This window comes from Variovorax sp. 01T432 (genome assembly GCF_056398605.1).
In genome coordinates this window covers 138,801-160,683 of sequence record NZ_JBFTPS010000005.1, presented here as the reverse complement: position 1 = coordinate 160,683, position 21,883 = coordinate 138,801, and the positions used below count along the sequence as shown (strand labels likewise).

Sequence of the window (21,883 nt, the reverse complement as noted above, 5' to 3'; positions counted from 1 at the left end):
AGCCCCGCTTTGCCGGGGCTCTTTCATTTGTAAACTGGACACCTCATGAAGTTCGTCGACGAAGCCTTCATTGACGTCTCCGCCGGGGACGGTGGAGACGGCTGTGTGTCGTTCCGTCACGAGAAGTACAAGGAGTTCGGCGGCCCGAACGGCGGGGATGGGGGGCGCGGCGGGCATGTATTCGCGGTTGCCGACCCCAACCTCAACACGCTGGTGGACTTCCGCTTCTCGCGCCGCCACGACGCCAAGCGTGGGCAGCACGGAATGGGCTCGGACATGTTCGGCGCGGCCGGCGATGATGTCACGCTCAAGATGCCGGTCGGCACGATCATCACGGACGCCGAGACCGGCGAAGTCCTGTACGAACTGCTGACGCCGGGCGAGGTGATCACGATCGCCAAGGGCGGTGACGGCGGCTTCGGCAACATGCGCTTCAAGAGTGCCATCAACCGCGCACCGCGGCAGAAGACGCCAGGTTGGCCCGGAGAACACAAGAGTCTCAAGCTCGAGCTGAAGGTGCTGGCCGACGTGGGTCTGCTGGGCATGCCGAACGCGGGAAAGTCCACGCTGATCAGCGCGATCTCCAATGCGCGGCCACGCATCGCCGACTACCCCTTCACTACCCTGCACCCCAATCTTGGCGTTGTGCGGGTCGGGCCCGAGCAGAGTTTCGTCGTGGCAGACCTCCCGGGCCTGATCGAGGGAGCATCGGAAGGTGCCGGATTGGGCCATCTGTTCCTGCGCCACCTCCAGCGGACGCGTCTGCTGCTTCACGTCGTCGACCTGGCCCCCTTCGACGAGAGTGTCGATCCGGTCGCGCAGGCCAAGGCGATCGCTGGTGAGCTCAAGAAATACGACACGGCCTTGTACGAAAAGCCGCGCTGGCTCGTGCTGAACAAGCTCGACATGGTGCCCGCCGATGAACGCGCGGCCCGCGTCAAGGATTTCGTCAAGCGCCTGCGATTCAAGGGCCCCGTCTTCGAGATCTCGGCGCTGACCCGCGAGGGGTGCGAGCATCTGGTGCAGGCGGTCTACCAGCACGTCAAGGCGCAGCAGGTGGCCGAGCAGCCGCCCACGGAGATCGATCCGCGTTTTGCCTGAATCCGTGAAATGAACTCAAGTACCGCTGGTTCTGCCGCGTTGCGCGACGCGCGCCGCATCGTCGTCAAGGTGGGCTCCAGCCTCGTCACCAACGAGGGGCGCGGCCTGGACGAGAACGCGATCGGCGAATGGTGCCGCCAACTCGCGACACTGGTGCGCGAGGGCAGGGAAGTCGTGATGGTGTCCAGCGGTGCCATCGCCGAAGGCATGAAGCGGCTCGGCTGGCGGACCCGTCCGCATGAGATTCACGAATTGCAGGCGGCGGCTGCCGTCGGGCAGATGGGCCTTGCCCAGATCTACGAAACCAAGTTGCGCGAAAACGGCACGGGCAGCGCACAGGTACTGCTGACGCATGCCGACCTGGCCGATCGGGAGCGTTACCTGAACGCGCGTTCGACCCTCGTCACCCTGCTGGCGCTCGGCGTCGTGCCGGTGATCAACGAGAACGACACGGTGGTCAACGACGAGATCAAGTTCGGCGACAACGACACCCTGGGGGCGCTGGTCGCCAACCTGGTGGAGGCCGATGCGCTGGTCATCCTCACCGATCAGAAGGGCCTCTACACCGCCGACCCGCGCAAGGATCCTGACGCCACGTTCGTCCATGAGGCCGCGGCCGGAGACCCGGCCCTGGAGGCCATGGCCGGTGGCGCGGGCTCCAGCATCGGCCGGGGCGGCATGATCACCAAGATCCTCGCGGCCAAGCGTGCGGCGGGCTCCGGCGCCTCGACAGTGATCGCGTGGGGCCGCGAGCCGGACGCTCTGCTGCGCCTGTCGCGCGGCGAGTCGATCGGCACCCTTTTGCTGGCGCAGACCGCCAAACACCAGGCCCGCAAACGCTGGATGGCTGATCATCTTCAGCTGCGCGGAGCGGTGTGGGTGGATGCCGGCGCCGCCGCCAAGGTGCGCAGCGAGGGCAAGAGCCTGCTGCCGATCGGCATGACGGGCGTTGAGGGCGAGTTCTCGCGCGGCGACGTGATCGCGGTGCGCGATGAACACGGCGTCGAACTGGCGCGCGGCCTGGCCAACTATTCCAGTGTCGAGGCCCGCATGCTGTGCCGCAAGCCTTCGGCAGAGTTCGAGCGCCTCTTGGGCTATGTTGCCGAACCTGAGATGGTCCATCGGGACAACATGGTGTTGATGCCCGACGGCCGCTGAAGTCCCTATTGCACTTCGCGGATGGGATTCTTCATCTGCTGGACGATCTCGCTCACGGACCGGCGTGGCGCATGGCCCCGGCACAGCCCCTGGGCCGCGAGCTCCTTGGTGTAGCGCGAATTCCGGTCGTTGATGCGCTTCCAGTCGGCGTCACGCACCGCTTCCCAGGCCGTTCCGCTGAAGCGCGCGTAGGTCTTGAACTCTTCCGTCGCGCAGCGAACACCCTCATAGTAGGCATTGACCGCGCCACCTTCGCGGTTGCTGGCAACCACCACATAGCGCACCACGCCGTCGCCCGTGATCGTGATGGTGGCTGGATCGACGCCGAACTTGAGACTCATGTACGGCGGCATCTCGATCGGGAGCAGGCGCTTCTGATCGAAAGCGGGCGGCGGTGGCGCCTCGCTCTCCTTCCAGTCCTGGTTCTCCCCGAGCAGTTGCGCGAACGCGATGCCGCAGGCGCCGAGCGCGCAGGCGAGCGCCGCAATTCTGCTAGCGCGGAAGATGAAACGGGTCGATCGTCGGGGGAGCTTCGTTTGCAAGGTTGGCATTCGGGTTGGGGTCGAAGCTGGCGCCGGGCGGCAGCTCGAAATTCGGGTCGTGGCCTGCGCCGGAGGGGTGGCGCTCGAACTCGCGGGCGCGCACGTTGCTGCGCAGGAATCGGTTGCGGAAGTCTTGCCGGGGCAGGTAGCGGGCGAGTTCGGTCAGCGCCATCTCATAGACGCCGCGCTTGAACTCCACCACCACATCCAGCGGAACCCAGTAGTCGTGCCAGCGCCAGGCATCGAACTCCGGGTGATCGGTGGCGCGAAGATTCAGGTCCCAATCGTGCCCAATCAACTGCAGCAAGTACCAGATCTGCTTCTGGCCCTTGTAGTGGCCCCGTGCGTCACGGCGGATGAACCGATCCGGCACCTCGTAGCGCAACCAGTCGCGGGTACGGGCCACGATGCGCACATGCTCCGGGTGGAGTCCTACTTCTTCATGCAGTTCCCGGAACATCGCCTGCTCGGGACTTTCGCCGCGATCGATGCCGCCTTGCGGAAACTGCCAGGAATGGGTGCGAATACGTTTGCCCCAGAAAACCTGGTTTCTCTGGTTGAGCAGGATGATGCCGACGTTGGGCCTGAAGCCGTCCCGGTCGAGCATAATCAAACCCCAATTTTTTTGAACTGAGTCGATTATGCATGCCGGGTTGCACACGGCAAGCGACCAGTTCCGGGTCCTTCCAAGACCTGCCCTCCACTCCGTCAATCTCAAGGCCTTTGCGCGACCGATGAAAGCTTCCCGATTCTTTATCTCCACCCTCAAGGAAGCGCCGGCTGACGCGGAGGTCGCAAGCCACCGTCTGATGATGCGCGCCGGCATGATCAAGAAGCTCGGCACCGGCATCTACACCTACATGCCCATGGGCCTGCGCGTGATCCGCAAGGTCGAGGCGATCGTGCGCGAGGAGATGAACCGCGCGGGCGCGGTCGAACTCGCGATGCCGGTGGTGCAGCCGGCCGAACTCTGGGAGGAGAGCGGCCGCTTCCAGGGCTACGGGCCCGAGCTGCTGCGCATCAAGGACCGGCATGACCGTGCCTTCGTCGTGCAGCCCACCAGCGAAGAGGTCGTCACCGACATCGCTCGGCAGGAGATCCGCAGCTACAAGCAGCTGCCGAAGAACCTCTATCAGATCCAGACCAAGTTCCGCGACGAGCGCCGTCCGCGCTTCGGGCTGATGCGCGGACGCGAGTTCATCATGAAGGACGCCTACAGCTTCGACCGCGACCTCGAGGGCGCGAAGCTGAGCTACCAGATCATGGCGGATGCCTACCGCAAGATCTTCGATCGATTCGGCCTGCGCTACCGTGCGGTGGCCGCCGACAGCGGCGCGATCGGCGGCGACGTGAGCCAGGAATTCCAGGTTATCGCGGCGACCGGAGAGGACGCCATCGTCTACTGCCCCGACAGCGACTACGCGGCCAACATGGAGAAGGCCGAGGCGCTGGCGCCGGCCGGTCCGCGCCCCGCGGCAACCCAGCCCATGACAAGGACGCCCACGCCGGGCAAGAGCACCTGCGAGGACGTGGCCATCCTGCTGGGCGTGCCGCTCGCGACCACCGTGAAGTCCCTGGTCCTCGCCACGGACGTGACCGACGACGCCGGCAACATCAAGGGCGCCGTGGTCTGGCTGCTGCTGCTGCGCGGCGACCATGACATGAACGAGATCAAGGTCAGCAAGGTTCCGGGCCTCGACAAGGGCTTTCGCTTCGCGACCGCGGCCGAAATCGAAGACCATTTCGGCTGCAAGCCCGGCTACCTCGGCCCGCTGAACCTGAAGCAGCCGGTAAAGATCGTCGCCGACCGCGAGGTCGCCATGATGGGCGACTGGATCTGCGGCGCCAACGAAGTCGACTTCCACATCACCGGCGTCAACTGGGGCCGGGATCTGCCCGAGCCCGGACTGGTCGCGGACATCCGCAACGTGGTGGCGGGCGATCCGTCGCCCGACGGCAAGGGGCTGCTGGCCATCGAGCGCGGCATCGAGGTCGGCCACGTGTTCGTGCTCGGCAGCAAGTACAGCAAGCCGATGAACGCCACCTTCCTCGACGAAGCCGGCAAGCCGCAGTTCCTCGAAATGGGCTGCTACGGCATCGGCATCACGCGCTTGCCCGCGGCAGCCATCGAACAGAACCACGACGAACGCGGCATCATCTGGCCGGACGCCATCGCCCCGTTCACGGTGGTTGTCTGCCCGATCGGCATGGATCGCAGCGCCGACGTCAGGACCGCCGCCGAGGCGCTCTACGAGCAGTTGCTGGCGGCCGGCGTCGACGTTCTGCTGGACGACCGTGGCGAGCGCCCCGGCGCGATGTTCGCCGACTGGGAGCTGATCGGCGTGCCGCACCGGGTGGTGATATCGGACCGCGGCCTCAAGGAAGGCCAACTCGAATACCAGCATCGGCGCGATACCGCGGCAACCAAGGTGCCTTCGGCCGGCATCGCGGAATTCATCAGAGGCAAGCTGGCTGCATGAGCCTCTCGCGGCGTCAGTGTCTGGGTGGCGCTGCCGCCAGCGCGATGTCGCTGGCGTTGCCGCGATCGGCCCATGCCGGCGCGCAGATCGAGGAGCCCTTGATCGACTCGGTGCGCACCGCGCTCAGCTCGGCAATCCACAACAAGGCCCCGCCGGTTCCGGAATTCAGCAATACCGAGGCTCGCCTGGCCTACCTGCGCTGGCTTGGCGAGATGAGCCAGCGGCTCATGAAGAAGCTGACGGACTGGCCGACCCGCAAGGAGTTCCTCCAGACCGCCTGGTACGAGGCACGCCGCGCCGGGCTCGACGTCAGTCTGGTGCTCGGCCTGATCCAGGTGGAGAGCAACTTCCGCAAGTTCGCCGTTTCCAGCGCTGGCGCCCGCGGCTACATGCAGGTGATGCCCTTCTGGACACGCGTGATCGGAGACAGCGACCCGGCCAAGCTCTTCCACATGCAGACCAACCTGCGCTTCGGTTGCGTGATCCTTCGCCACTATCTCAACATGGAGGCGGGCGACCTTTTCATGACGCTCGGCCGCTACAACGGCAGCCGCGGCAGGGCACCCTACCCGGACGCCGTGTTCGCGAACCAGCGGCTGTGGGTCTTCAACGACCGTCGGTCGGACTGAACGGACCTTCTTCAGGCGAGGCGCCAGCTCGAAGCGCGCAGGCGATCGACCTCGGCACCTGGATCGCCATGTCCAGCAGCATCTGGGCCATGCCCTTGCCCAACGGGTCCATGCGCATGGACGAAGGGCCGCCGCCGTCGAGCGCTTCGTGCAGCACGAGGTTCATCGCGGCGAGGCCCGGCAGATGAAAGCGCTCGATCCTCCCGTGGACGAGGTGCCCCAGCTGGTCGCGCACGCGCTCGGCCGTTACGCGGTCCCACAGCAGGGGCAGCCACTCCGCGCGACGCGCGACGAGTCCGATGTTCGAGATATCGCCCTTGTCTCCGCTGCGGCCCCAGGCGAGCTGGATGAGGCGGACCTCCTCCATCGCTTCGGCGGCGTCGACCCACGGGGCGGGCGGCTCGACCTCGGGTGCGACGCCATCTCCCGTCCCGGCGGGGATTCGCACCGCATGGCGCGTGCCGTCCAGGACGAAGGCGATGCGGAGCGCCTGCTTGTCCTGCAGGAACGAGAAGGGCCTGATCAACGCCGACACGGCGGGCCGGCCGCCGCCGGGCCCGGTTGTCCCGGGCGCCCACGAGGTGCCGGCCGGCGCGATCTCGCGCGCAAACATCGCGAGCGCCGCCTTCTGCGGATGGTTTGCCACCACCCTCAGCATCACTTCGCGCGCATGCCGCGTGCGCGCGTGCGGGCCATACGAGGACTCCGCGCCGATCACTTCGATGAAGGTCGAGCTGAAGGGCGGCTGGCCGCTCTCGCGCAGGATCCTGCTGGTGCGCTCGATGATCGCTTCGCCCGTGCGTCGTGCCTTCCTTTCGGCATCGATGCCCACGATCACCAGGCTGCCCGCGCAGCGATAGCCGTCGAGCTGCGTGGCCGAGACCTTGTAGTTTGCCGTGGGCGCCCGGCCCCTGGCGGGACTGACCCACACGCGGTTCTCGCCACGCTGCTCGATCACCACCGCGCGGAAGTCGCAGATCACGTCCGGCAGGAAGTAGGCCGCCGGGTCGCCGATCTCGTAGAGCAACTGTTCGGCGACGCCGGCGCGAATCACCCTGCCGCCGGTGCCTTCGGGCTTGGTCACGAAGAAGCTCCCATCCGCGCGGCACTCGACGATCGGGTAGCCGATGTTCGCCCAGTCGGGAATGTCTTCCCAGTCCGTGTGCAGACCGCCGGTCGCCTGGCAGCCGCATTCGATGATGTGCCCGGCCAGGCTGCCGGAGGCCAGGAGGTCGAAATCCCCGGCGCTCCAGCCGAACTCGTGCATCAGGGGCCCCAGCGTGACGGCGCTGTCGACGCAGCGGCCGGTGATCACCACCTCGGCGCCCGCTGCCAGCGCGGCCGCGATCGGCGCGGCGCCGAGATACGCATTGGCGCTCAGCACGCGCTCGGGCAATTCTTCCCCCGTGTCCATGGCCGTGATGCCGCTCGCGCGAAGCGCCGGCATCCGCGCGCCGACGTCGTCGCCTTCGACCACCGCGATGCGCAGGGAAATCCCCTCGGCGGCGGCGAGCGCTCGCAGCGCGTCGGCACACCCGTGGGGGTGGATGCCGCCGGCGTTGCTGATCACCCTGATGCCCTGTTTCTTCACTTCACCCAGCACCGATTTCATAGCGACGTCGACGAAATCCGTGGCGTAGCCCAGTTCGGGGTCCCGGGCGCGCGCCGATGCGAGGATCGCCATGGTCGTCTCGGCCAGGTAGTCGAAGACCAGGTAGTCGAGCCTGCCGAGCCTCACGAGTTGCGGTGCGGCCACCATGCTGTCCCCCCAGAAGCCTGAGGCGCAGCCGATGCGGACGACTTTCCGCGAGCGCTCTACGCTGCCTGTCATGCGTTTCCTTCGTGCGCGAGTGGATGCACTTGCCTGCCATGCAGCTTAGCCACCCGTCCCCGCCAAGGCTTGCGCCAACTCGCTGTCCGCACAGCCACTTCGCGCAAGACGCTGCCGCGCCTTGCCCTTAGTCTCCGACGCGAAGGAGCCTGTCTTGGCCATCATCGAGTCGACCATTCCCGTGAGCGGCGAGCCCTTCCTCGCCAACCGTGAAGGCATGCTGGCGCTGATCGAGCGCGTGCGGCGCTACGAAGAGCGCAGCGCCGCGCATTCCGCCCGGTCGCGCGAGCGCTTCGAGCAGCGCGGGCAGTTGCTGCCGCGCGAGCGGCTGTCGCTGCTGCTCGATCCGGGGACGCCTTTCCTGGAGATCGCTTCGCTTGCGGGACTCGGGCTCGACAACGCCGATCTGGAGCAGAGCACGCCGGGCGGGGGCGTCATCGGCGGCATCGGCATCGTCTCCGGTGCGCGGGTGATGATCAATGCGTCCGATTCCGGCATCGATGCCGGCGCCCTGCAGCCCATGGGCATCCCCAAGATCCTGCGCCTGCAGGAACTCGCGCTCGAGAACAGGCTGCCCTACGTGCAGCTCGTCGAAAGCGCGGGCGCCAACCTGCTGACCTACAAGGTCGAGGAATTCGTGACCGGCGGCAGCATCTTCCGCAACCTGGCGCGCCTCTCGGCGGCCGGCCTGCCCGTGCTGACCGTCACGCACGGTTCATCCACCGCCGGCGGTGCCTACCAGACCGGCCTTTCCGACTACATCGTGATGGTGCGCGGCCGCACGCGCGCCTTTCTTGCGGGGCCGCCCCTGCTCAAGGCCGCGACCGGCGAGATCGCGACCGAGGAAGAGCTGGGCGGCGCCGTCATGCACACCTCGATTTCCGGTCTGGGCGACTACCTCGCCGAGGACGACCGCGACGCGATCCGAATTGCCCGCGAAATCCTCGCCGGCATCGGCTGGAGCGACGGCCACGCGCGCGAACCCGCGCCGCGCTTCAAGCCGCCGCGCCACGACACCGAGGAATTGCTGGGCATCATGCCGATGGACCCCAAGCGCCCGGTCGACATGCGGCAGGTCATCGCGCGCATCGCCGACGATTCGGAATTCCTGGCGTTCGGCGAAAGCTACGGTGGCGCCACCGTTGTCGGCCACATCCGGATCGAGGGCCTGCCCGTCGGCGTCGTCACCAACAATGGCCCCATCGACAGCGCCGGCGCCAACAAGGCCACCCATTTCATCCAGGCTTGCTGCCAGTCGAGGACGCCGCTGCTCTACCTCCACAACACGACCGGCTACATGGTCGGCAAGTCGCACGAGGAGGCCGGCATCATCAAGCACGGCTCCAGCATGATCCAGGCCGTGACCAACGCCACCGTGCCGCAGATCGCGCTCCACTGCGGCGCCTCCTTCGGCGCCGGCAACTACGGAATGTGCGGCCGGGGCTTTCATCCGCGCTTCTGCTTCTCCTGGCCGAACGCCAAGACGGCCGTGATGGGCGCGGAGCAGGCCGCGAAGACCATGGTCATGGTGACCGAGGCCGCCATGAAGCGCAAAGGCGAGGTCGACCAGGCCCGGCTCGACGCGCTGGAACAGCGCATCGTCGAACACTTCGAAAGCCAGATGAGCGTGTTCACGACCAGCGCGCGCCTGCTCGACGACGGTGTCATCGATCCGCGCGACACGCGCGCCGTGCTGGGCCAGGTGCTGGCGGTGTGCCGCGAGGCCGAGTCGAGGCGGCCGCAGCCGATGCAGTTCTGCGTGGCGCGTCCTTGAACATGACAAGCCATGGCGCGGCTCGCACGCCCTTCCAGAAGATCCTGATCGCCAATCGCGGCGAGATCGCCCGGCGCGTCATCCGCAGCGCGCGTGCCCTCGGCTTGCGCACGGTGGCCGTCTATTCGACCGCCGACGCCGGCGCCCGCCACGTGCTTGAGGCCGACCAGGCGGTCTGCATCGGCGAGCCGCTGCCGGCGCAGTCCTATCTGCGGATCGACGCCATCCTCGAGGCCGCGCGCTTGAGCGGCGCCGACGCCGTGCACCCGGGCTACGGTTTCCTCGCGGAGAACGCGCCATTCGCACAGGCATGCAGGGGTGCCGGCCTGGTCTTCATCGGCCCTTCACCCGAGGCGATCGCCGCCATGGGCGACAAGGCGCGCGCCAAGGCGCTGATGGAAGGGGCAGGCGTACCCTGCATCCCCGGCTACCAGGGTGACGACCAGAGCGAAACGCGGCTGGCCGAGGAAGCCGCGCGCATCGGCTTTCCGCTCATGATCAAGGCGAGCGCGGGCGGCGGCGGCCGAGGCATGCGGCTCGTGCCCTCCGCCGGCGAGTTCGCCGCGCTGCTGCGCAGCGCACGCTCTGAAGCGCAGGCGGTATTCGGCGATCCCCGCGTCATCCTCGAATGCGCCCTCCTGGGCGCCCGCCACATCGAGATCCAGGTCTTCGCCGACCGCCAGGGCCATGCCGTTCATCTGGGCGAGCGGGATTGCTCGGTGCAGCGCCGCCACCAGAAGCTCATCGAGGAGGCGCCGTCGCCCGCCGTCGATGCGGCCTTGCGCGAACGCATGGGCGCCACTGCCGTTGCGGCGGTCAAGGCCATCCGCTACGAAGGCGCCGGAACGCTCGAATTCCTGCTCGACAGCGGCGGCAGGTTCCATTTCATGGAGATGAACACGCGGCTGCAGGTCGAGCATCCGGTCACCGAAGCGATCACCGGCCTGGACCTCGTGGAGCTCCAGTTGCGGGTGGCCGCGGGCGAGCCGCTGCCGCTCACGCAGGAGCAGGTGCGCTTCCAGGGCCACGCCATCGAAGTCCGCCTGTGCGCGGAGGATGCCGACACGGGCTTCATGCCCCAGGGCGGCATCATGGCGCTCTGGAAGATGCCGCCGCAATTGCGCGTCGAAGAGGCCTTGCATCCGGGCGCGCAGATCCCGCCCTTCTACGATTCGATGATCGCCAGGTTCATCGGCCATGGCCGTACCCGTGAGGAGGCGCGACGCAAGCTGATGACGGGCCTGGAGGATGCCGTCGCACTCGGCGTGACGACCAACCAGGCCTTCCTGGGCCGCTGCCTCGCGCACCCCGTGTTCGCGGCCGGCGAGGCGAGCACCGCCTTCGTCGGGCATCACCTCGATGAACTTCTGGTGCGGAATGGCGAGGCGCACGACCGTGCCGCCGCGCTCGCCGCCGTGCTTTGCGCAGAGGGCGACATCGCGCACCGACCGCGGGGTCGTCGCTTGCCGCACCGGCTTCCCATTTCCCTGCGCCTGGAAATCGGCGGCCGCGCTGTGAACGCGAGCGTCACGCTCGCGCACCCGAATCGCTTTGGCGTGAGCATCGGCGAGCAGTACTTCGAGGTCGTTCTGCTGGAGTGGGCCGAAGACAGGGTCCGGTTCATCTGCGACCGCGTGCTCGAAAGCGCGGCCTGGCACCGCGACGGCCCGACCCTGTTGCTGCACTACCGCGGCCTTCCCCTGCGCGTGGAGGACAAGACCCGTGCCGCCACGACCCGGCAAGGCGAGACAGCCGGCGACGGCAAGCTGCGGGCGTCGATGAGCGGGCGCGTGGTCGCCGTGATGGCGGAGGTCGGCGACGAACTGCGTGCCGGCCAGCCCCTCCTCACGCTGGAGGCGATGAAGATGGAGCATTTGCACGCGGCGCCCTCGGCCGGCAAGCTGAGCGCGCTGCATGTGCGGCCCGGCGATCAGGTCGCGGCCGGTCAACTACTGGCCGAGATCAGCCCTCGATCCCCTTGAGGAACACGATGCGGCGTTCCCCCGACAGCATCTCGGGCAAGGCCTTCTCGTACGCGAGGCGGTAGGGCTTGTTCAGGTGATGCGCGATGAAGTGCTCGCGGCTGCAGGCCCAGGTCTCGTAGTTGACGATCGTGTCCGGATCGTCCAAGTCCTCGTGGACCCAGGTGTTGATGAAATCCGGCTCCCGGGCCATGGTCCGCACCACATCGAACAGCATCTCTCGCATCCGCTCCCGCGCCTGCGGCCGCGTCGGCAGATAGACGATGAAGGACACCGTCTCGGACGGCGTTGTGCCGGTGGGCGTCGTCATGCTGTTCGCTCCCATCACAGGTTGCTCATGCCGCCGTCGATCACCAGCTCGCTGCCGACCGTGAACTTCGATTCGTCCGAGGCGAAGAACACGATCGCCTTGGCGATCTCCGAAGGCTCGCCGAAGCGGCCCGCGGGGACCTGGCCCAGGATGGCGCCGGCCATCTTGTCGAGTTCGGCCGCCGGCAGGCCCAGCTTGCCGTAGAGCGGCGTGGAGATCGGGCCGGGGCTCACCGCATTGACGCGGATGCCACGGCCGATCAGCTCGCCCGACAGCGTGCGCGCCAGCGAGATCAGGCCCGCCTTGGTGGCCGCGTAGACGCTCGAATTCGGCATGCCGATGTGGGCGTTGATCGAAGTGTTGAGAACGATCGAGGTGGGATTGGCCAGCATCGGCAGCAGCGCCTGCACCAGGAACAGCGGCCCCTTCAGGTTGATGGCGATCGAGCGGTCGAAGCCGGCTTCATCCCACTGCTCGATGGGCCGGAAGTCCGCCGTGCCGGCGTTGATGAACACGGTGTCGACCTGGCCGAAGGATTCGGCCAGCGCCTTGGCCAGGCGCGGCTGGTCCGCCACGCTGCCGGCGTCGACGCGCAGGATCAGCGCTTCCTTGCCGAGCACGGCGCGCGCCTGCTCGATGGTGGCGGGGTTGGTCCCCGTGACCGCCACACGGGCGCCTTCCGCGATGAACTCGCGTGCGGTTTCGAGGCCGATGCCGCTGGTGCCGCCAGTGATGAGTGCGCGCTTGCCGATAAGTCTGTTCATGATGAGCTCCTGGGTTCGTTGAGATGTGTCGCGGCGCTTGTTCGCCGTGAGTGAACTGTAGGATTCATCTTCTTTAGGATAAATAGGCAGAATGAGCACTGTTCATTCAGCTTTCATGAATCATGGATCGCTTGCGTGCCTTCGAAGTCTTCGTCGCCGTGGTCGGCAAGCAGGGTTTCGCCCGGGCGGCCGACGCTCTCGACACCTCGCCCGCCAACGTGACCCGCTACATCGCCGAGCTGGAGGCGCATCTGGGCACGCGCCTGCTGAATCGCCACTCGCGCAAGCTGTCGCTCACCGACAGCGGCCAGGCCCTCTACGAGCGCGCGCGCAGCATCCTCGACGAAGTGGCGGAGGCGGAGGCACTCACGGGGTCGAGCAGCCTGCAGGCACGCGGGCGGCTGCGCATCAACGCGCCCGTGAGCTTCGGCATCCTGCATCTGGCGCCGCTGTGGCCGAAGTTCCTGCAGGCGTACCCCGAGGTCGAACTGGAGGTTTCCCTGATCGACCGCGTCGTCGACCTCGTGGAGGAGGGCTTCGACCTGGGCATCCGCATCTCGCGCGCGGGCTCGGCCACGCACATCGCGCGCAAGCTCGCGGTCTCGCGCAACATCGTGTGCGCCTCGCCGGCCTACCTGCGCAAACATGGCCGCCCCCGATCGCCCGCGGACCTGGCCGAGCACCGATGCATCGGCTATACATTCGCCGTCACGGGTGACGACTGGCACCTTCTCGACGAGCGCGGGCTGGAGCACGTGGTCAAGGTCCCGAGCCTCATGCGCACCAATAACGGCGACACCGCGCGGGCGGCGGCGGTGGCCGGCGTCGGCCTGATCTGGCAGCCCAGCTTCCTGATCGGCGAAGACCTTCGCGCCGGACGGCTCGTCCAGCTGCTGCCGGGCTTCAGGATGCCCGACATCGACATCCTCGCGGTGTACCCCAGCCGCCGCCACCTGAGCGCGAAAGTGCGCCTGATGATCGACTTCCTCGCCGAGGCCTTCAAGGGCACGCCGCCCTGGGACCTCGGCTTGTGAGCCCGCTCAGCCGCGGCGCTCCATGGGCCGCAGCACCTTGCCTTCGAGCGTGACCGCCTGGCCGATCGGCGGCGCGGTCTGCGTCTCGACATGGCGCAGGGACCCGTCATCCATGCGAACCCGCACTTCGTAGGCGGTCACCGTGCGCGTGCGTTTCTCGATGTGATTGCCCAGGAAGCCGCCGCCGACCGCGCCCAGTATTGTCGTCGCGGCGCGACCGCTGCCGTGGCCGAACTGGTTGCCGACGACACCGCCGATCACCCCGCCCGCCACCGCGCCGACGCCGGTCGTCGGGGCGGCGTGCTGCACGGTGCGGACCGATTCGACGTGCCCGCAGATGGCGCAGATGCGCCTCGGCGCGGGCGCCGGCGGGGCGGCCTGCGCCACCTGGGCCACCGGGGGCGCCATTGGCGTCGCTGGCGCGGCTGAGGCCACTGGAGAGACTGGAGCGAGCGGCATGGCAGGAGCGACCGGCGCGGCCTCCCTGTCCGGTGGTGGCGGCGCGCTCGCGAGCGCCGCGGGCTTCAGGTCGGCCGGCGCTCGCACCGGCTCGACGGCCGGCAGGGTGGGCGGCCGCGGTTGAGCCGCCGCCGCCGGGTTGCTGAAGTGCTGGTGGATCAGCACGCCGCCCAGGGCGCCGACGGCGACGACGAGGCCGCCGATCGTCGCCCACAGCGGCTTGGTCGACTGGACTGTGTTCATGGCATTTCCCCTTCCTCGAATGCGCCGGGCGGTCCGGTGCGCGACGCATGGCATCAGCTTGGATCAACGCCCGCGCGTGTCGCATCCTGTTCGCGAGACCCTCGCGGGCATGTACAGATCCTACCGAGCCCGCGAAGAAGGTCTGTCAGACATCCGCCGACGATCGCGCCGGGTGGCGCGGCTCAGACAGCGGCGGCGGCAATCTCAAGCTGCTTGAGGCGGCGTGCCATGCGGCCGATGAAGTTGACCGTTACCGCGGGCAGTTCGCGATGGGCGGGAACGATGATGCCGACCTTCAGCTCCTGAAGCGCCGGCAGCTCGAACGGCCGCCACACGAGTTCGCCACGCGCCAGTTCGTCGATGAAGGCCACCTTCGAGAAGAAGGCGATGCCCAGGCGCGCCATCAGCAGCCGCTTGGCCATGGGCGTCCAGTTACAGGTGGCCGTGAACTCGAGCTGATCCCAGAACTCGCCGAACTCCGGACACATCGAGCTGCTGATCGGCGGCTGGCCCAGCGAGCGCAGGAAGGGCTGGCCCATGCATTCGGCCAGGCTGATCGATGCCTTGGCAGTCAGCGGATGCCCGGGCGCCATGATCACACCCAGCGGCAGGTCGACCATGGCGGTGGCCTGCACGCCCGCCGGCATCCGGCTCACGAAGGTCACGCCGGCATCGGCCCGCCCCGACAGCACCATGCCCGGCACCTCCATGGGCGCCACCGAGGTGAGGGTGTACGTCACGGCCGGGAAGAGCTGGGCGAATTCCTCGACCGCATCCGGCATGAAGTGCTCGAACATGGAATCCATGGCCACGATCTTGATGTGGCCGGTGCGCTCGCCCTTCAGGGCGTGAAGCTCCGCGCGCGTGACCTGGAAATCGTGCAGCGTCCCCTGCACGTGCTTGAGCAGGCGCTCGCCCGCCGTGTTGAGCCGCATGCCGCTGGGCAGCCGGTCGAAGACCTCGAGGCCGAGCTCTTCCTCCAGCTTCAGGATCTGCCGGTTCACCGCGCTGGACGCGACGAACAGGGTTTCCGAAGCCTTTCGCACCGATCCGGATCGGGCCACCTCCACGAAGTACCTGAGGACGCTTGCATGCATTGCTTTCTCCAGTGAAGCGCCGCAGTCCGGTCAGGCCGAGTTCACGGGGTCCTTCCAGGCAGCGACCACCGGATGATCGCAGAGTGACTTGCCGACGTCGGCGGCTCCGCCGGGCGAGCCGAGCCCGGACACCTGCGGCTCGAAGAACTCCCGGTTGATCGCGAGAAAGTGTTGCTGCTCGCCCGGCAGGCGGGCATCTTCATAGATCGCCTGGGTCGGGCAGGCCGACACGCAGACGCCGCAGTCGATGCATTCGTCCGGGTGGATGTAGAGGGTTCTCTCGCCCTCGTAGATGCAGTCGACGGGGCAGCAGAGCACGCAGGCCCCGTCCTTCACGTCGATGCATGCCGTCGTAATCACATGCGCCATGCCGTCAACCCCGCGTGCTCAGCGCCCGAGCCATCGAGGCTTGCGCTTCTGCTGGAAGGCCAGCACGCCCTCGTCCGCGTCCTGCGACTGCAGCGCCGCCATCACCGCGGGCAGGCGCACCGCCTGCGCCGCGGCCGGCGACAGCGTCGAGGTGCGCCGAACGACCTGCTTGATGGCGCGCACCGACAAGGGCGCGCATGCCAGGATCTGGTCGACCCAGCGTTGCACGGCGGCGTCGAGTTCGGGACGCGCCACGACCTCGTTGATCAGCCCGAGTTCCAGCGCCCGCGCGGCAGAAACGCGCTGGCCCGTGAACAGGATGCCCATCGCCTGCCGGAAGGGGATCTGCCGCTGCAGCAGCGTCATGCCGCCGTCGAGCGGCATGCGGCCGACCAGCGGCTCGGGCAGGCCGAAGCTCGCCTCCGTGCACGCCACCACGATGTCGCAGCCCAGCACCATTTCGAAGCCGCCGCCCAGGGCCAGCCCGTTGACTCGGGCGATCACGGGGACGTCCAGCGTTTCGCGCAGGGCGATGCCGCCGAAGCCGCCTTCGCGCGAAGCGGCCCAGTAGTCGACGCCCTTGACGGACGGGTTCTTCAGGTCCGCGCCGGCGCAGAAGGCGCGCTCGCCCGAGCCCGTGAGCACCACCACGCGCACGTCGTCGCGCTGCTCGATGTCCTTCCAGATGCGCTGCAGCTCCGCCTCGGTGGCGAGATCGACCGCGTTCATCACCGCCGGCCGATCCAGCGTCACGCGCGCGACGTGCGCCTCGACTTCGTAGCTGACGTTCACGAGTCGGCTCCGGTGAGGAGTTCCTGCGCCTGGGCGAGGACCTCCTGCGTGTGCTGCCCGAGCTTCGGCGGCTCTCGGCGGATGCCGGTGGCGGCGCCCGACATGCGGATCGGACTCGCGATGAAACGCAAGGGCCGGCCATCGGGCGCCTCGCCTTCGAGGATCATCTGGTTGTGCAGCGTCTGCGGATCGACCAGCGCGTCGCGCATGTCGCGCACCGGCGCCGACAGCAGATCCTCGGCCTCCAGCCGGGCCAGCCAGTGGTCGCGCGTGTCGCTCGCGAAGCGATCGCGCAGGATCGCGTGCAGCTCGGCCTTGTGGGCGAACTGCTGTTCCAGTGTCGCGAAGCGGGCCTCGAGCGAGAGATCGGGCAGGCCGAGCGCGGCGCAGATGTCGCGCAGCGGGTTGGCCTTGAAGGCGCCGACCAGCACCAGCGGGCCGGTCGTCGTCTCGAAAACGCCCGACAGCGGCATGGCGGCCCAGTTCACCTCGGAGTCGGCCATCATGATCATGGCCGCTTCCTGCATCTGCATGGCCAGCATCGAGTTGTAGAGAGAGACGGAAATCTTCTGCCCCTCACCGCTGCGCTCGCGCTGCAGCAGCGCGAACAGGATGCCCTGCACCAGGTGCATGCCGGCGGTGTAGTCCGCCAGCGCGGTGGGATAGATCGACACCGGGATGTCCGAGTCCGCGCGGCGCGCCATCACGCCGGTCATGGCCTGCGCCAGCACGTCCTGCCCGCCCTTGTGCGCATAGGGGCCGGTCTCGCCGAAGCCGGTGCCGATCGCATACACGATGCGCGGATTGAGGGCGCGGCAGTCCTCGTAGCCCAGGCCGAGCCGCTCCATCACGCCCGCGCGGAAGTTGCTCACCACCACGTCGGCATCGGCGATCAGTGCCTTGACCAGGTCCATCTGGGCCGCGTCGCGCAGGTCGATCTCGACGCTGCGCTTGTTGCGGTTGAGACTGCAGAAGATCGGGTTGTCATGGCCGGCGACCGGCGCGAAGGTCGAGCGGCTCAGGTCGCCCGCGCCCTTGCGCTCGATCTTGATGACATCGGCGCCGTGGTCCGCAAGCATCTGCGTGCATACCGGCCCCATCATCACCTGGGTGAAGTCGATCACGCGGATGCCGGCCAGCGGCAGGTTGGCGTTCGCTTCGGCGCTCACGATGCAAGCTCCGCCACGGCCGCGGACCGGGCCAGCGAGGGCACGTCGGCGTTGCGCCCGCTCTGGTCGCCGGGGTCGGCGCCTTGCGCCCGCAGCGTCCGCTGCAGTGCCGCCACGTCGACGTCGCGTACCGCCACGCCGGCGTCGAGCGCCAGGGCCGCCGCCACGCCCGCGGCCTCGCCCATCGCCATGCAGGGCGGAATCTCGCGGGAGATCTTCTGCGCGGCCGAGGTGGCCGAGTAGTGCCGGCCGGCCACCAGCAGGTTGTCGACGCTGCGCGGCACCAGCGAGCGATAGGGGTAGTAGTAGTCGCGCCCGCGTGCCACGCTGTCCTCGAAGCGCGTGCGCTGCATCACGTCGTCCTTGGTCATCACGTACTCGCCCTCGAGCAGGCGCGTCTGGCGCACGCCGGTCTGCGGCGCGAGGTCGACGACGAAGCAGTTCTGGAAGCCCGGCAGCCTGGCGCGGATCACGCTCACGGCCTCGTGGATCGTCTTGCGGCCGTTGAGTTCGACGCGGGTCAGGTCCTCGACCTTGAGGCCGTCCATGCCCGCCATGTGCGGGCAGTTGCACCACACGACGCCGGGCAGCGGCGTCTTGAGCCACCAGTGCGCCCAGCTGCCGCCGATCATCCGCTTGATCTCGCGGTCGATCTCCTCGAAGGCCGCAGGCTCCTCGCGCTCGAAGCGCTCGGCTTCGTCGGTGTCGACATTGCCGAGGCGGAACACGGTGGTCGTGATGTAGCTGCCGCCCACGTGCGGCGCGCCGGCCGAGGCCGCCACATCGAGGTCGCCGGTGGTGTCGATCACCACGCCGCCGAGGATCGCCTCGCGGCCCTGCTTGGTGTCGCAGATCACGCCGCGGACCTTGCCGTCCTCCACCAGCGTGCGCGAGAACCACGAATGCAGGCGCAGCTCGATGCCGAGTTCCCTGACCTTCTCCATCGACACGCGCTTCCACGCATCGGGGTCGAAGGCGGCGGCGAAACAGATCGGGTGCGGCTTCTGCTTGCTGTGGAAATCGAAGGTGCCCCAGCGCAGCCACTTGTCGATGCTGGCCGGCGCGCTGCCCCATTCGTCGTTCCTGGGAAAGGCCGCGAGCCCCAGCCCCGCCATGCGTTCGATCATCTCCATGCAGGACCCGCGCACCGAGATCTCTTGCTGGTGGCTGTCCCACATGTCGTCCAGTACCAGCACCATGCCGCCGGAGGCCAGGCCGCCGAGGTGGTTGTAGCGTTCCAGCAGCACGACCCGCGCGCCGTTGCGCGCGGCGCCGAAGGCGGCCGCCAGGCCGGCGGGCCCGCCGCCGACCACCACCACGTCGGCCTCGGCCGCGACGCGCACATCGGTGGCGGGCTCCTGGATCCAATCTCCGATTCGACTCATGACTATCTCCTTGCTATCTGCATTCGCCATTGCTGGACCCCATCGGCCTCAATGCGCGCTTTCCGGTTGCCAGCGAATGACCCAACGCTCCGCCAAGGTGACGAGCAGGAAGAAGAATCCCGAGAGGCTGGCGCTCATCAGGATCGCCGCGTAGAGCAGCGCCGAGTCGAAGTTGAAAGTGGCCTGGATGATCATGGCGCCCACGCCTTCGTTGGCGCCCACCCACTCGCCGACCACCGCGCCGATCACCGCCATCGAGGCCGAGATCCGCAATGCCGAGAAGAGAAAGGGCAGGGCGTTGAACAGGCGCAGGCGGAAGAAGATCTCGGTCTTGCTGGCCGAGAGCACGCGCATGAGTTCCATCGCCTGCGGATTGACCGACTCCAGCCCGCGCACCATGTTGACCAGCGTGGGAAAGAAGCACACCAGCGCCGCGATGGTGATCTTGGGCTCCATGCCGTTGCCCATGATGAGCACCAGGATGGGCGCCTTGGCCACGACCGGAATCGCGTTGAACATCAGCACGACGGGAAAGAAGATGTCCTGCAGCGTCTTGCTGTGCACGAAGACCGTCGCGACCAGGATCGCCGCCAGGTTGCCCATCAGGAAGCCGCTGCCGGCCTCGATCGCCGTCGGCATCAGGTTGCTCAGCAGCACGTCGCGCTTGACCCAGAGCGTGTCGACGACCACCCAGGGCGAGGGCGCGACGAAGGGCTTGACGCCGAAGAACTTCACGATGGCCCACCAGGCCAGGACCAGCCCGATGATGCCCAGGGCAGGGAGGATCCGGCCGCGCCACATTCGCTTGCGCCGCAGCACGGCCCAAGCCTGGTATTCGGGATCGGATTCCGGCGTGACGGCCGGCGCATGCATGGTTGCGGTGTTCATTCGGGTGCTCCTCTCAGCAGGTCTCGAGAGCGCGCCGCAGCTGCGCTGTCAGGCTGACGAATTCCGGCGTCTCGCGCGTCGCGAGCGTGCGATCCTCGGGAAGAGCGACCGGGATGATTTCGCGCACCCGGCCCGGGTTGGCCGCCATCATCAGCACGCGCTGGCCGAGGAATGCCGCCTCGTGGATGCTGTGGGTGACGAAGAGGATGGTGACGCCGGTCTGCTTCCAGACCCGGCGGATCTCCTCGTTCAGGCGGTCGCGCGTGATCTCGTCGAGCGCGCCGAAGGGCTCATCCATGAGCAGGATCTTCGGGTCGCACACCAGCGCCCGCGCGATGGAAACCCGCTGGCGCTGCCCGCCCGACATTTCATGCGGATAGGCACCGGCGCGATCCTTCAGGCCCACGAGATCCAGCAGCTCCATCGGGCTGCGCCGCCCCTTGCGGGACGACCCGCCGCCGACCTGGAGCGGCAGTTCGACGTTCTGCAGCGCGGTCCGCCAGGGCAGCAGCGCCGCGTCCTGGAAGACGAAGCCGATGTCGCGATTGCCGCGCGCCGCCCGTGGCGCCACGGACAGCACGCTGATCGTTCCCTTGTTCGCGGGCTGCAGGTCGGCCACCACGCGCAGGAAGGTCGACTTGCCGCAGCCCGAAGGACCCAGCAGCGTGAGGAACTCGCCCTGCGTCACATCCAGATTGAGGCTCTGGAGGGCGGTGACGTCACGACGCTCGGTGAAGAAGCGCACCCCGATGTCGCGCGCCGAGATCGCCGGCGCGGTCTTGCTCATGACGGCGCTCATGCCTGCATGCGCGCCGCGGCGGTCGCCTTCAGCACATCGAGCGTCATGACCTCCTCCAGCTTCGGCGTCTTCGCGGTGAACTGCTTGAGCTGCGAATAAGTGTCGATCTGCTCCTGCCAGACCGCCGGATCCATCGCGCCCCAGCCCCCGGTCTTCGTGGCCTCGGTGAAGCTGTAGCTCAACATCACGTCGAGCGCTTCCCGCTCGTCCGCGCGATTGAGGTTGGGGTATTCCTTGATGAGCAGGTCGGTCGCCTGCTCGCGGTTGGCCTGCGCGTAGTACCAGCCCTTGGCGGTGGCGCGCAGGAATGCGGCAAGGTCCTTGGGCCGCTTCTGGAGCGTCTCCGTCGTGGCGTAATAGGGCAGCGCATAGAGCCGCACGCCGGAATCCCACAGGCTCAGGTCGACGCGCTCCTTGCCGAGCACCTTGAGCGCCGAGGTGTTGGTGAGCCAGCCCGTGACGACATCGACCTGGCCGGTCAGCAGCGGCGTCATATCGGCGCCGATCGGGATGATGTTGACTTCCTTCTCGGGAATGTTGTGCTTGGCCAGCAGCGCCCGCAGCAGCACGACCCCCGTCGACTGGATGCCGACCTTCTTGCCCACGAAGTCCGCCGGCTTGCGCACGGGCTTCTTCTCGAGCGAGAAGAAGCAGTAGGGATGGCGCTGGGCGCCGATCGCGAAACAGCGCACGGGAAGATCCTGCGAGGAGGCCAGCATGATGGACGGGCTGGAGGACACCTGTCCCACATCCTGCCGGCCCGCGGCGACCACCGCGACACCGTCGATGTTGGGGCCGCCGGGAATGATGCTGAAGTCGATGCCTTCCTGCTCGTAGTAGCCCAGGCGCTTGGCGACGACCTCGCCGATCTGGTTGCCCCCGGCGATCCAGCCGAGCTGCATCTTGATCGGGGCCTTGGCGTCCGCGCGCGCCTCGACGGAGAGGAGGCCTCCCATGGCGAGCCCGCCGGTGGCCAGCGAGGCCTTGAGGAGATGTCTGCGGTTCAGGTTCGGTGTGACTTCCATGGATACCCTCGTTTGACGATGTGATGGGGAGAACGACGCTTACCGGTCCAGC

Annotated in this window: 21 protein-coding genes; 7 read left to right on the top strand and 14 right to left on the bottom strand. The window is 67.7% G+C overall.

Features of this window, described 5'->3' with window-relative positions; translation table 11 throughout:
• Nucleotides 1–45: 45 nt before the first annotated feature.
• Both cgtA and proB read left to right on the top strand, forming a co-directional pair.
• Nucleotides 46–1,101: an Obg family GTPase CgtA gene (gene cgtA, locus AC1DNF_RS05785; RefSeq protein WP_478147598.1), complete on the top strand. Its 1,056-nt coding sequence runs from the start codon at nucleotides 46–48 to the stop codon at nucleotides 1,099–1,101.
• A gap of 9 nt (nucleotides 1,102–1,110) precedes the next feature.
• Complete coding sequence (gene proB / locus AC1DNF_RS05780; protein WP_478147597.1) at nucleotides 1,111–2,259, top strand: glutamate 5-kinase; 1,149 nt, start codon at nucleotides 1,111–1,113, stop codon at nucleotides 2,257–2,259.
• Nucleotides 2,260–2,264: 5 nt separating this feature from the next.
• Here the strand turns inward: proB and AC1DNF_RS05775 are convergent, their stop codons facing one another.
• Nucleotides 2,265–2,810: a CNP1-like family protein gene (locus AC1DNF_RS05775; RefSeq protein ID WP_478147596.1), complete on the bottom strand. Its 546-nt coding sequence runs from the start codon at nucleotides 2,808–2,810 to the stop codon at nucleotides 2,265–2,267.
• Entirely contained in the window at nucleotides 2,752–3,408 is a 657-nt protein-coding gene (locus tag AC1DNF_RS05770; protein ID WP_478147785.1) for an RNA pyrophosphohydrolase, read from the bottom strand. The genes AC1DNF_RS05775 and AC1DNF_RS05770 overlap by 59 nt, the downstream gene beginning before the upstream one ends.
• 127 nt (nucleotides 3,409–3,535) lie before the next feature.
• On the opposite strand from AC1DNF_RS05770, the gene AC1DNF_RS05765 reads away from it, so the two are divergent.
• Both AC1DNF_RS05765 and AC1DNF_RS05760 read left to right on the top strand, forming a co-directional pair.
• A complete protein-coding gene (locus AC1DNF_RS05765) occupies nucleotides 3,536–5,281 on the top strand; it encodes a proline--tRNA ligase (protein ID WP_478147595.1) in 1,746 nt (581 codons plus the stop codon).
• Nucleotides 5,278–5,910, top strand: coding sequence for a lytic transglycosylase domain-containing protein (locus AC1DNF_RS05760; RefSeq protein ID WP_478147594.1), 633 nt, complete (start codon nucleotides 5,278–5,280; stop codon nucleotides 5,908–5,910). The genes AC1DNF_RS05765 and AC1DNF_RS05760 overlap by 4 nt, the downstream gene beginning before the upstream one ends.
• On the opposite strand, the gene AC1DNF_RS05755 is transcribed toward AC1DNF_RS05760, so the two are convergent.
• Nucleotides 5,888–7,741 carry an acyclic terpene utilization AtuA family protein gene (locus AC1DNF_RS05755; RefSeq protein ID WP_478147593.1) on the bottom strand — a complete coding sequence of 618 codons (1,854 nt, stop codon included), beginning with the start codon at nucleotides 7,739–7,741 and terminating at the stop codon, nucleotides 5,888–5,890. The two genes, AC1DNF_RS05760 and AC1DNF_RS05755, sit on opposite strands and share 23 nt — an antisense overlap.
• 154 nt (nucleotides 7,742–7,895) lie before the next feature.
• On the opposite strand from AC1DNF_RS05755, the gene AC1DNF_RS05750 reads away from it, so the two are divergent.
• On the top strand, nucleotides 7,896–9,515 hold the full coding sequence (locus AC1DNF_RS05750) for an acyl-CoA carboxylase subunit beta (RefSeq protein WP_478147592.1): 1,620 nt from the start codon (nucleotides 7,896–7,898) through the stop codon (nucleotides 9,513–9,515).
• Nucleotides 9,516–9,517: 2 nt separating this feature from the next.
• Complete coding sequence (locus AC1DNF_RS05745) at nucleotides 9,518–11,497, top strand: acetyl/propionyl/methylcrotonyl-CoA carboxylase subunit alpha (protein ID WP_478147784.1); 1,980 nt, start codon at nucleotides 9,518–9,520, stop codon at nucleotides 11,495–11,497.
• Here AC1DNF_RS05745 and AC1DNF_RS05740 read toward each other — a convergent pair.
• Together AC1DNF_RS05740 and AC1DNF_RS05735 are read right to left on the bottom strand one after the other, a co-directional pair.
• Complete coding sequence (locus AC1DNF_RS05740; RefSeq protein WP_478147591.1) at nucleotides 11,478–11,807, bottom strand: putative quinol monooxygenase; 330 nt, start codon at nucleotides 11,805–11,807, stop codon at nucleotides 11,478–11,480. The genes AC1DNF_RS05745 and AC1DNF_RS05740 overlap by 20 nt on opposite strands.
• 14 nt (nucleotides 11,808–11,821) lie before the next feature.
• Nucleotides 11,822–12,571 carry an SDR family oxidoreductase gene (locus AC1DNF_RS05735; RefSeq protein ID WP_478147590.1) on the bottom strand — a complete coding sequence of 250 codons (750 nt, stop codon included), beginning with the start codon at nucleotides 12,569–12,571 and terminating at the stop codon, nucleotides 11,822–11,824.
• A 122-nt stretch (nucleotides 12,572–12,693) separates the two neighbouring features.
• On the opposite strand from AC1DNF_RS05735, the gene AC1DNF_RS05730 reads away from it, so the two are divergent.
• On the top strand, nucleotides 12,694–13,605 hold the full coding sequence (locus AC1DNF_RS05730; RefSeq protein ID WP_478147589.1) for a LysR family transcriptional regulator: 912 nt from the start codon (nucleotides 12,694–12,696) through the stop codon (nucleotides 13,603–13,605).
• A 6-nt stretch (nucleotides 13,606–13,611) separates the two neighbouring features.
• Here AC1DNF_RS05730 and AC1DNF_RS05725 read toward each other — a convergent pair whose 3' ends face one another.
• The 9 genes from AC1DNF_RS05725 to AC1DNF_RS05685 form a co-directional block, all read right to left on the bottom strand.
• Complete coding sequence (locus AC1DNF_RS05725; RefSeq protein WP_478147588.1) at nucleotides 13,612–14,307, bottom strand: outer membrane lipoprotein; 696 nt, start codon at nucleotides 14,305–14,307, stop codon at nucleotides 13,612–13,614.
• Nucleotides 14,308–14,489: 182 nt separating this feature from the next.
• The gene (locus tag AC1DNF_RS05720; protein ID WP_478147587.1) at nucleotides 14,490–15,404 is read right to left on the bottom strand and encodes a LysR family transcriptional regulator; all 915 of its coding nucleotides are present in this window, start codon (nucleotides 15,402–15,404) and stop codon (nucleotides 14,490–14,492) included.
• A gap of 30 nt (nucleotides 15,405–15,434) precedes the next feature.
• Complete coding sequence (fdxA, locus tag AC1DNF_RS05715; protein WP_478147586.1) at nucleotides 15,435–15,773, bottom strand: ferredoxin; 339 nt, start codon at nucleotides 15,771–15,773, stop codon at nucleotides 15,435–15,437.
• 18 nt (nucleotides 15,774–15,791) lie between these two features.
• Nucleotides 15,792–16,565 (bottom strand): enoyl-CoA hydratase-related protein, encoded by a 774-nt coding sequence (locus AC1DNF_RS05710; protein ID WP_478147585.1) that lies wholly within the window; start codon nucleotides 16,563–16,565, stop codon nucleotides 15,792–15,794.
• A complete protein-coding gene (locus tag AC1DNF_RS05705) occupies nucleotides 16,562–17,734 on the bottom strand; it encodes a CaiB/BaiF CoA transferase family protein (protein WP_478147584.1) in 1,173 nt (390 codons plus the stop codon). Before AC1DNF_RS05705 ends, AC1DNF_RS05710 begins: the two co-directional genes overlap by 4 nt.
• The gene (locus AC1DNF_RS05700) at nucleotides 17,731–19,119 is read right to left on the bottom strand and encodes an FAD-dependent oxidoreductase (protein WP_478147583.1); all 1,389 of its coding nucleotides are present in this window, start codon (nucleotides 19,117–19,119) and stop codon (nucleotides 17,731–17,733) included. Before AC1DNF_RS05700 ends, AC1DNF_RS05705 begins: the two co-directional genes overlap by 4 nt.
• Before the next feature lie 48 nt (nucleotides 19,120–19,167).
• Entirely contained in the window at nucleotides 19,168–20,007 is an 840-nt protein-coding gene (locus tag AC1DNF_RS05695) for an ABC transporter permease (RefSeq protein WP_478147582.1), read from the bottom strand.
• Between the two features lie 13 nt (nucleotides 20,008–20,020).
• Nucleotides 20,021–20,794 (bottom strand): ABC transporter ATP-binding protein, encoded by a 774-nt coding sequence (locus AC1DNF_RS05690; RefSeq protein ID WP_478147581.1) that lies wholly within the window; start codon nucleotides 20,792–20,794, stop codon nucleotides 20,021–20,023.
• Between the two features lie 8 nt (nucleotides 20,795–20,802).
• Nucleotides 20,803–21,831: an ABC transporter substrate-binding protein gene (locus tag AC1DNF_RS05685; protein ID WP_478147580.1), complete on the bottom strand. Its 1,029-nt coding sequence runs from the start codon at nucleotides 21,829–21,831 to the stop codon at nucleotides 20,803–20,805.
• Between the last annotated feature and the right edge of the window lie 52 nt (nucleotides 21,832–21,883).

Excerpts from the sequence above, each read along its gene's own strand:
- cgtA (WP_478147598.1), top strand. The coding sequence starts at position 46 with ATGAAGTTCGTCGACGAAGCCTTCATTGACGTCTCCGCCGGGGACGGT.
- proB (WP_478147597.1), top strand. The coding sequence starts at position 1,111 with ATGAACTCAAGTACCGCTGGTTCTGCCGCGTTGCGCGACGCGCGCCGC.
- AC1DNF_RS05775 (WP_478147596.1), bottom strand. The coding sequence starts at position 2,810 with ATGCCAACCTTGCAAACGAAGCTCCCCCGACGATCGACCCGTTTCATC.
- AC1DNF_RS05770 (WP_478147785.1), bottom strand. The coding sequence starts at position 3,408 with ATGCTCGACCGGGACGGCTTCAGGCCCAACGTCGGCATCATCCTGCTC.
- AC1DNF_RS05765 (WP_478147595.1), top strand. The coding sequence starts at position 3,536 with ATGAAAGCTTCCCGATTCTTTATCTCCACCCTCAAGGAAGCGCCGGCT.
- AC1DNF_RS05760 (WP_478147594.1), top strand. The coding sequence starts at position 5,278 with ATGAGCCTCTCGCGGCGTCAGTGTCTGGGTGGCGCTGCCGCCAGCGCG.
- AC1DNF_RS05755 (WP_478147593.1), bottom strand. The coding sequence starts at position 7,741 with ATGACAGGCAGCGTAGAGCGCTCGCGGAAAGTCGTCCGCATCGGCTGC.
- AC1DNF_RS05745 (WP_478147784.1), top strand. The coding sequence starts at position 9,518 with ATGACAAGCCATGGCGCGGCTCGCACGCCCTTCCAGAAGATCCTGATC.
- AC1DNF_RS05740 (WP_478147591.1), bottom strand. The coding sequence starts at position 11,807 with ATGACGACGCCCACCGGCACAACGCCGTCCGAGACGGTGTCCTTCATC.
- AC1DNF_RS05735 (WP_478147590.1), bottom strand. The coding sequence starts at position 12,571 with ATGAACAGACTTATCGGCAAGCGCGCACTCATCACTGGCGGCACCAGC.
- AC1DNF_RS05730 (WP_478147589.1), top strand. The coding sequence starts at position 12,694 with ATGGATCGCTTGCGTGCCTTCGAAGTCTTCGTCGCCGTGGTCGGCAAG.
- AC1DNF_RS05725 (WP_478147588.1), bottom strand. The coding sequence starts at position 14,307 with ATGAACACAGTCCAGTCGACCAAGCCGCTGTGGGCGACGATCGGCGGC.
- AC1DNF_RS05720 (WP_478147587.1), bottom strand. The coding sequence starts at position 15,404 with ATGCATGCAAGCGTCCTCAGGTACTTCGTGGAGGTGGCCCGATCCGGA.
- fdxA (WP_478147586.1), bottom strand. The coding sequence starts at position 15,773 with ATGGCGCATGTGATTACGACGGCATGCATCGACGTGAAGGACGGGGCC.
- AC1DNF_RS05700 (WP_478147583.1), bottom strand. The coding sequence starts at position 19,119 with ATGAGTCGAATCGGAGATTGGATCCAGGAGCCCGCCACCGATGTGCGC.
- AC1DNF_RS05695 (WP_478147582.1), bottom strand. The coding sequence starts at position 20,007 with ATGAACACCGCAACCATGCATGCGCCGGCCGTCACGCCGGAATCCGAT.
- AC1DNF_RS05690 (WP_478147581.1), bottom strand. The coding sequence starts at position 20,794 with ATGAGCAAGACCGCGCCGGCGATCTCGGCGCGCGACATCGGGGTGCGC.
- AC1DNF_RS05685 (WP_478147580.1), bottom strand. The coding sequence starts at position 21,831 with ATGGAAGTCACACCGAACCTGAACCGCAGACATCTCCTCAAGGCCTCG.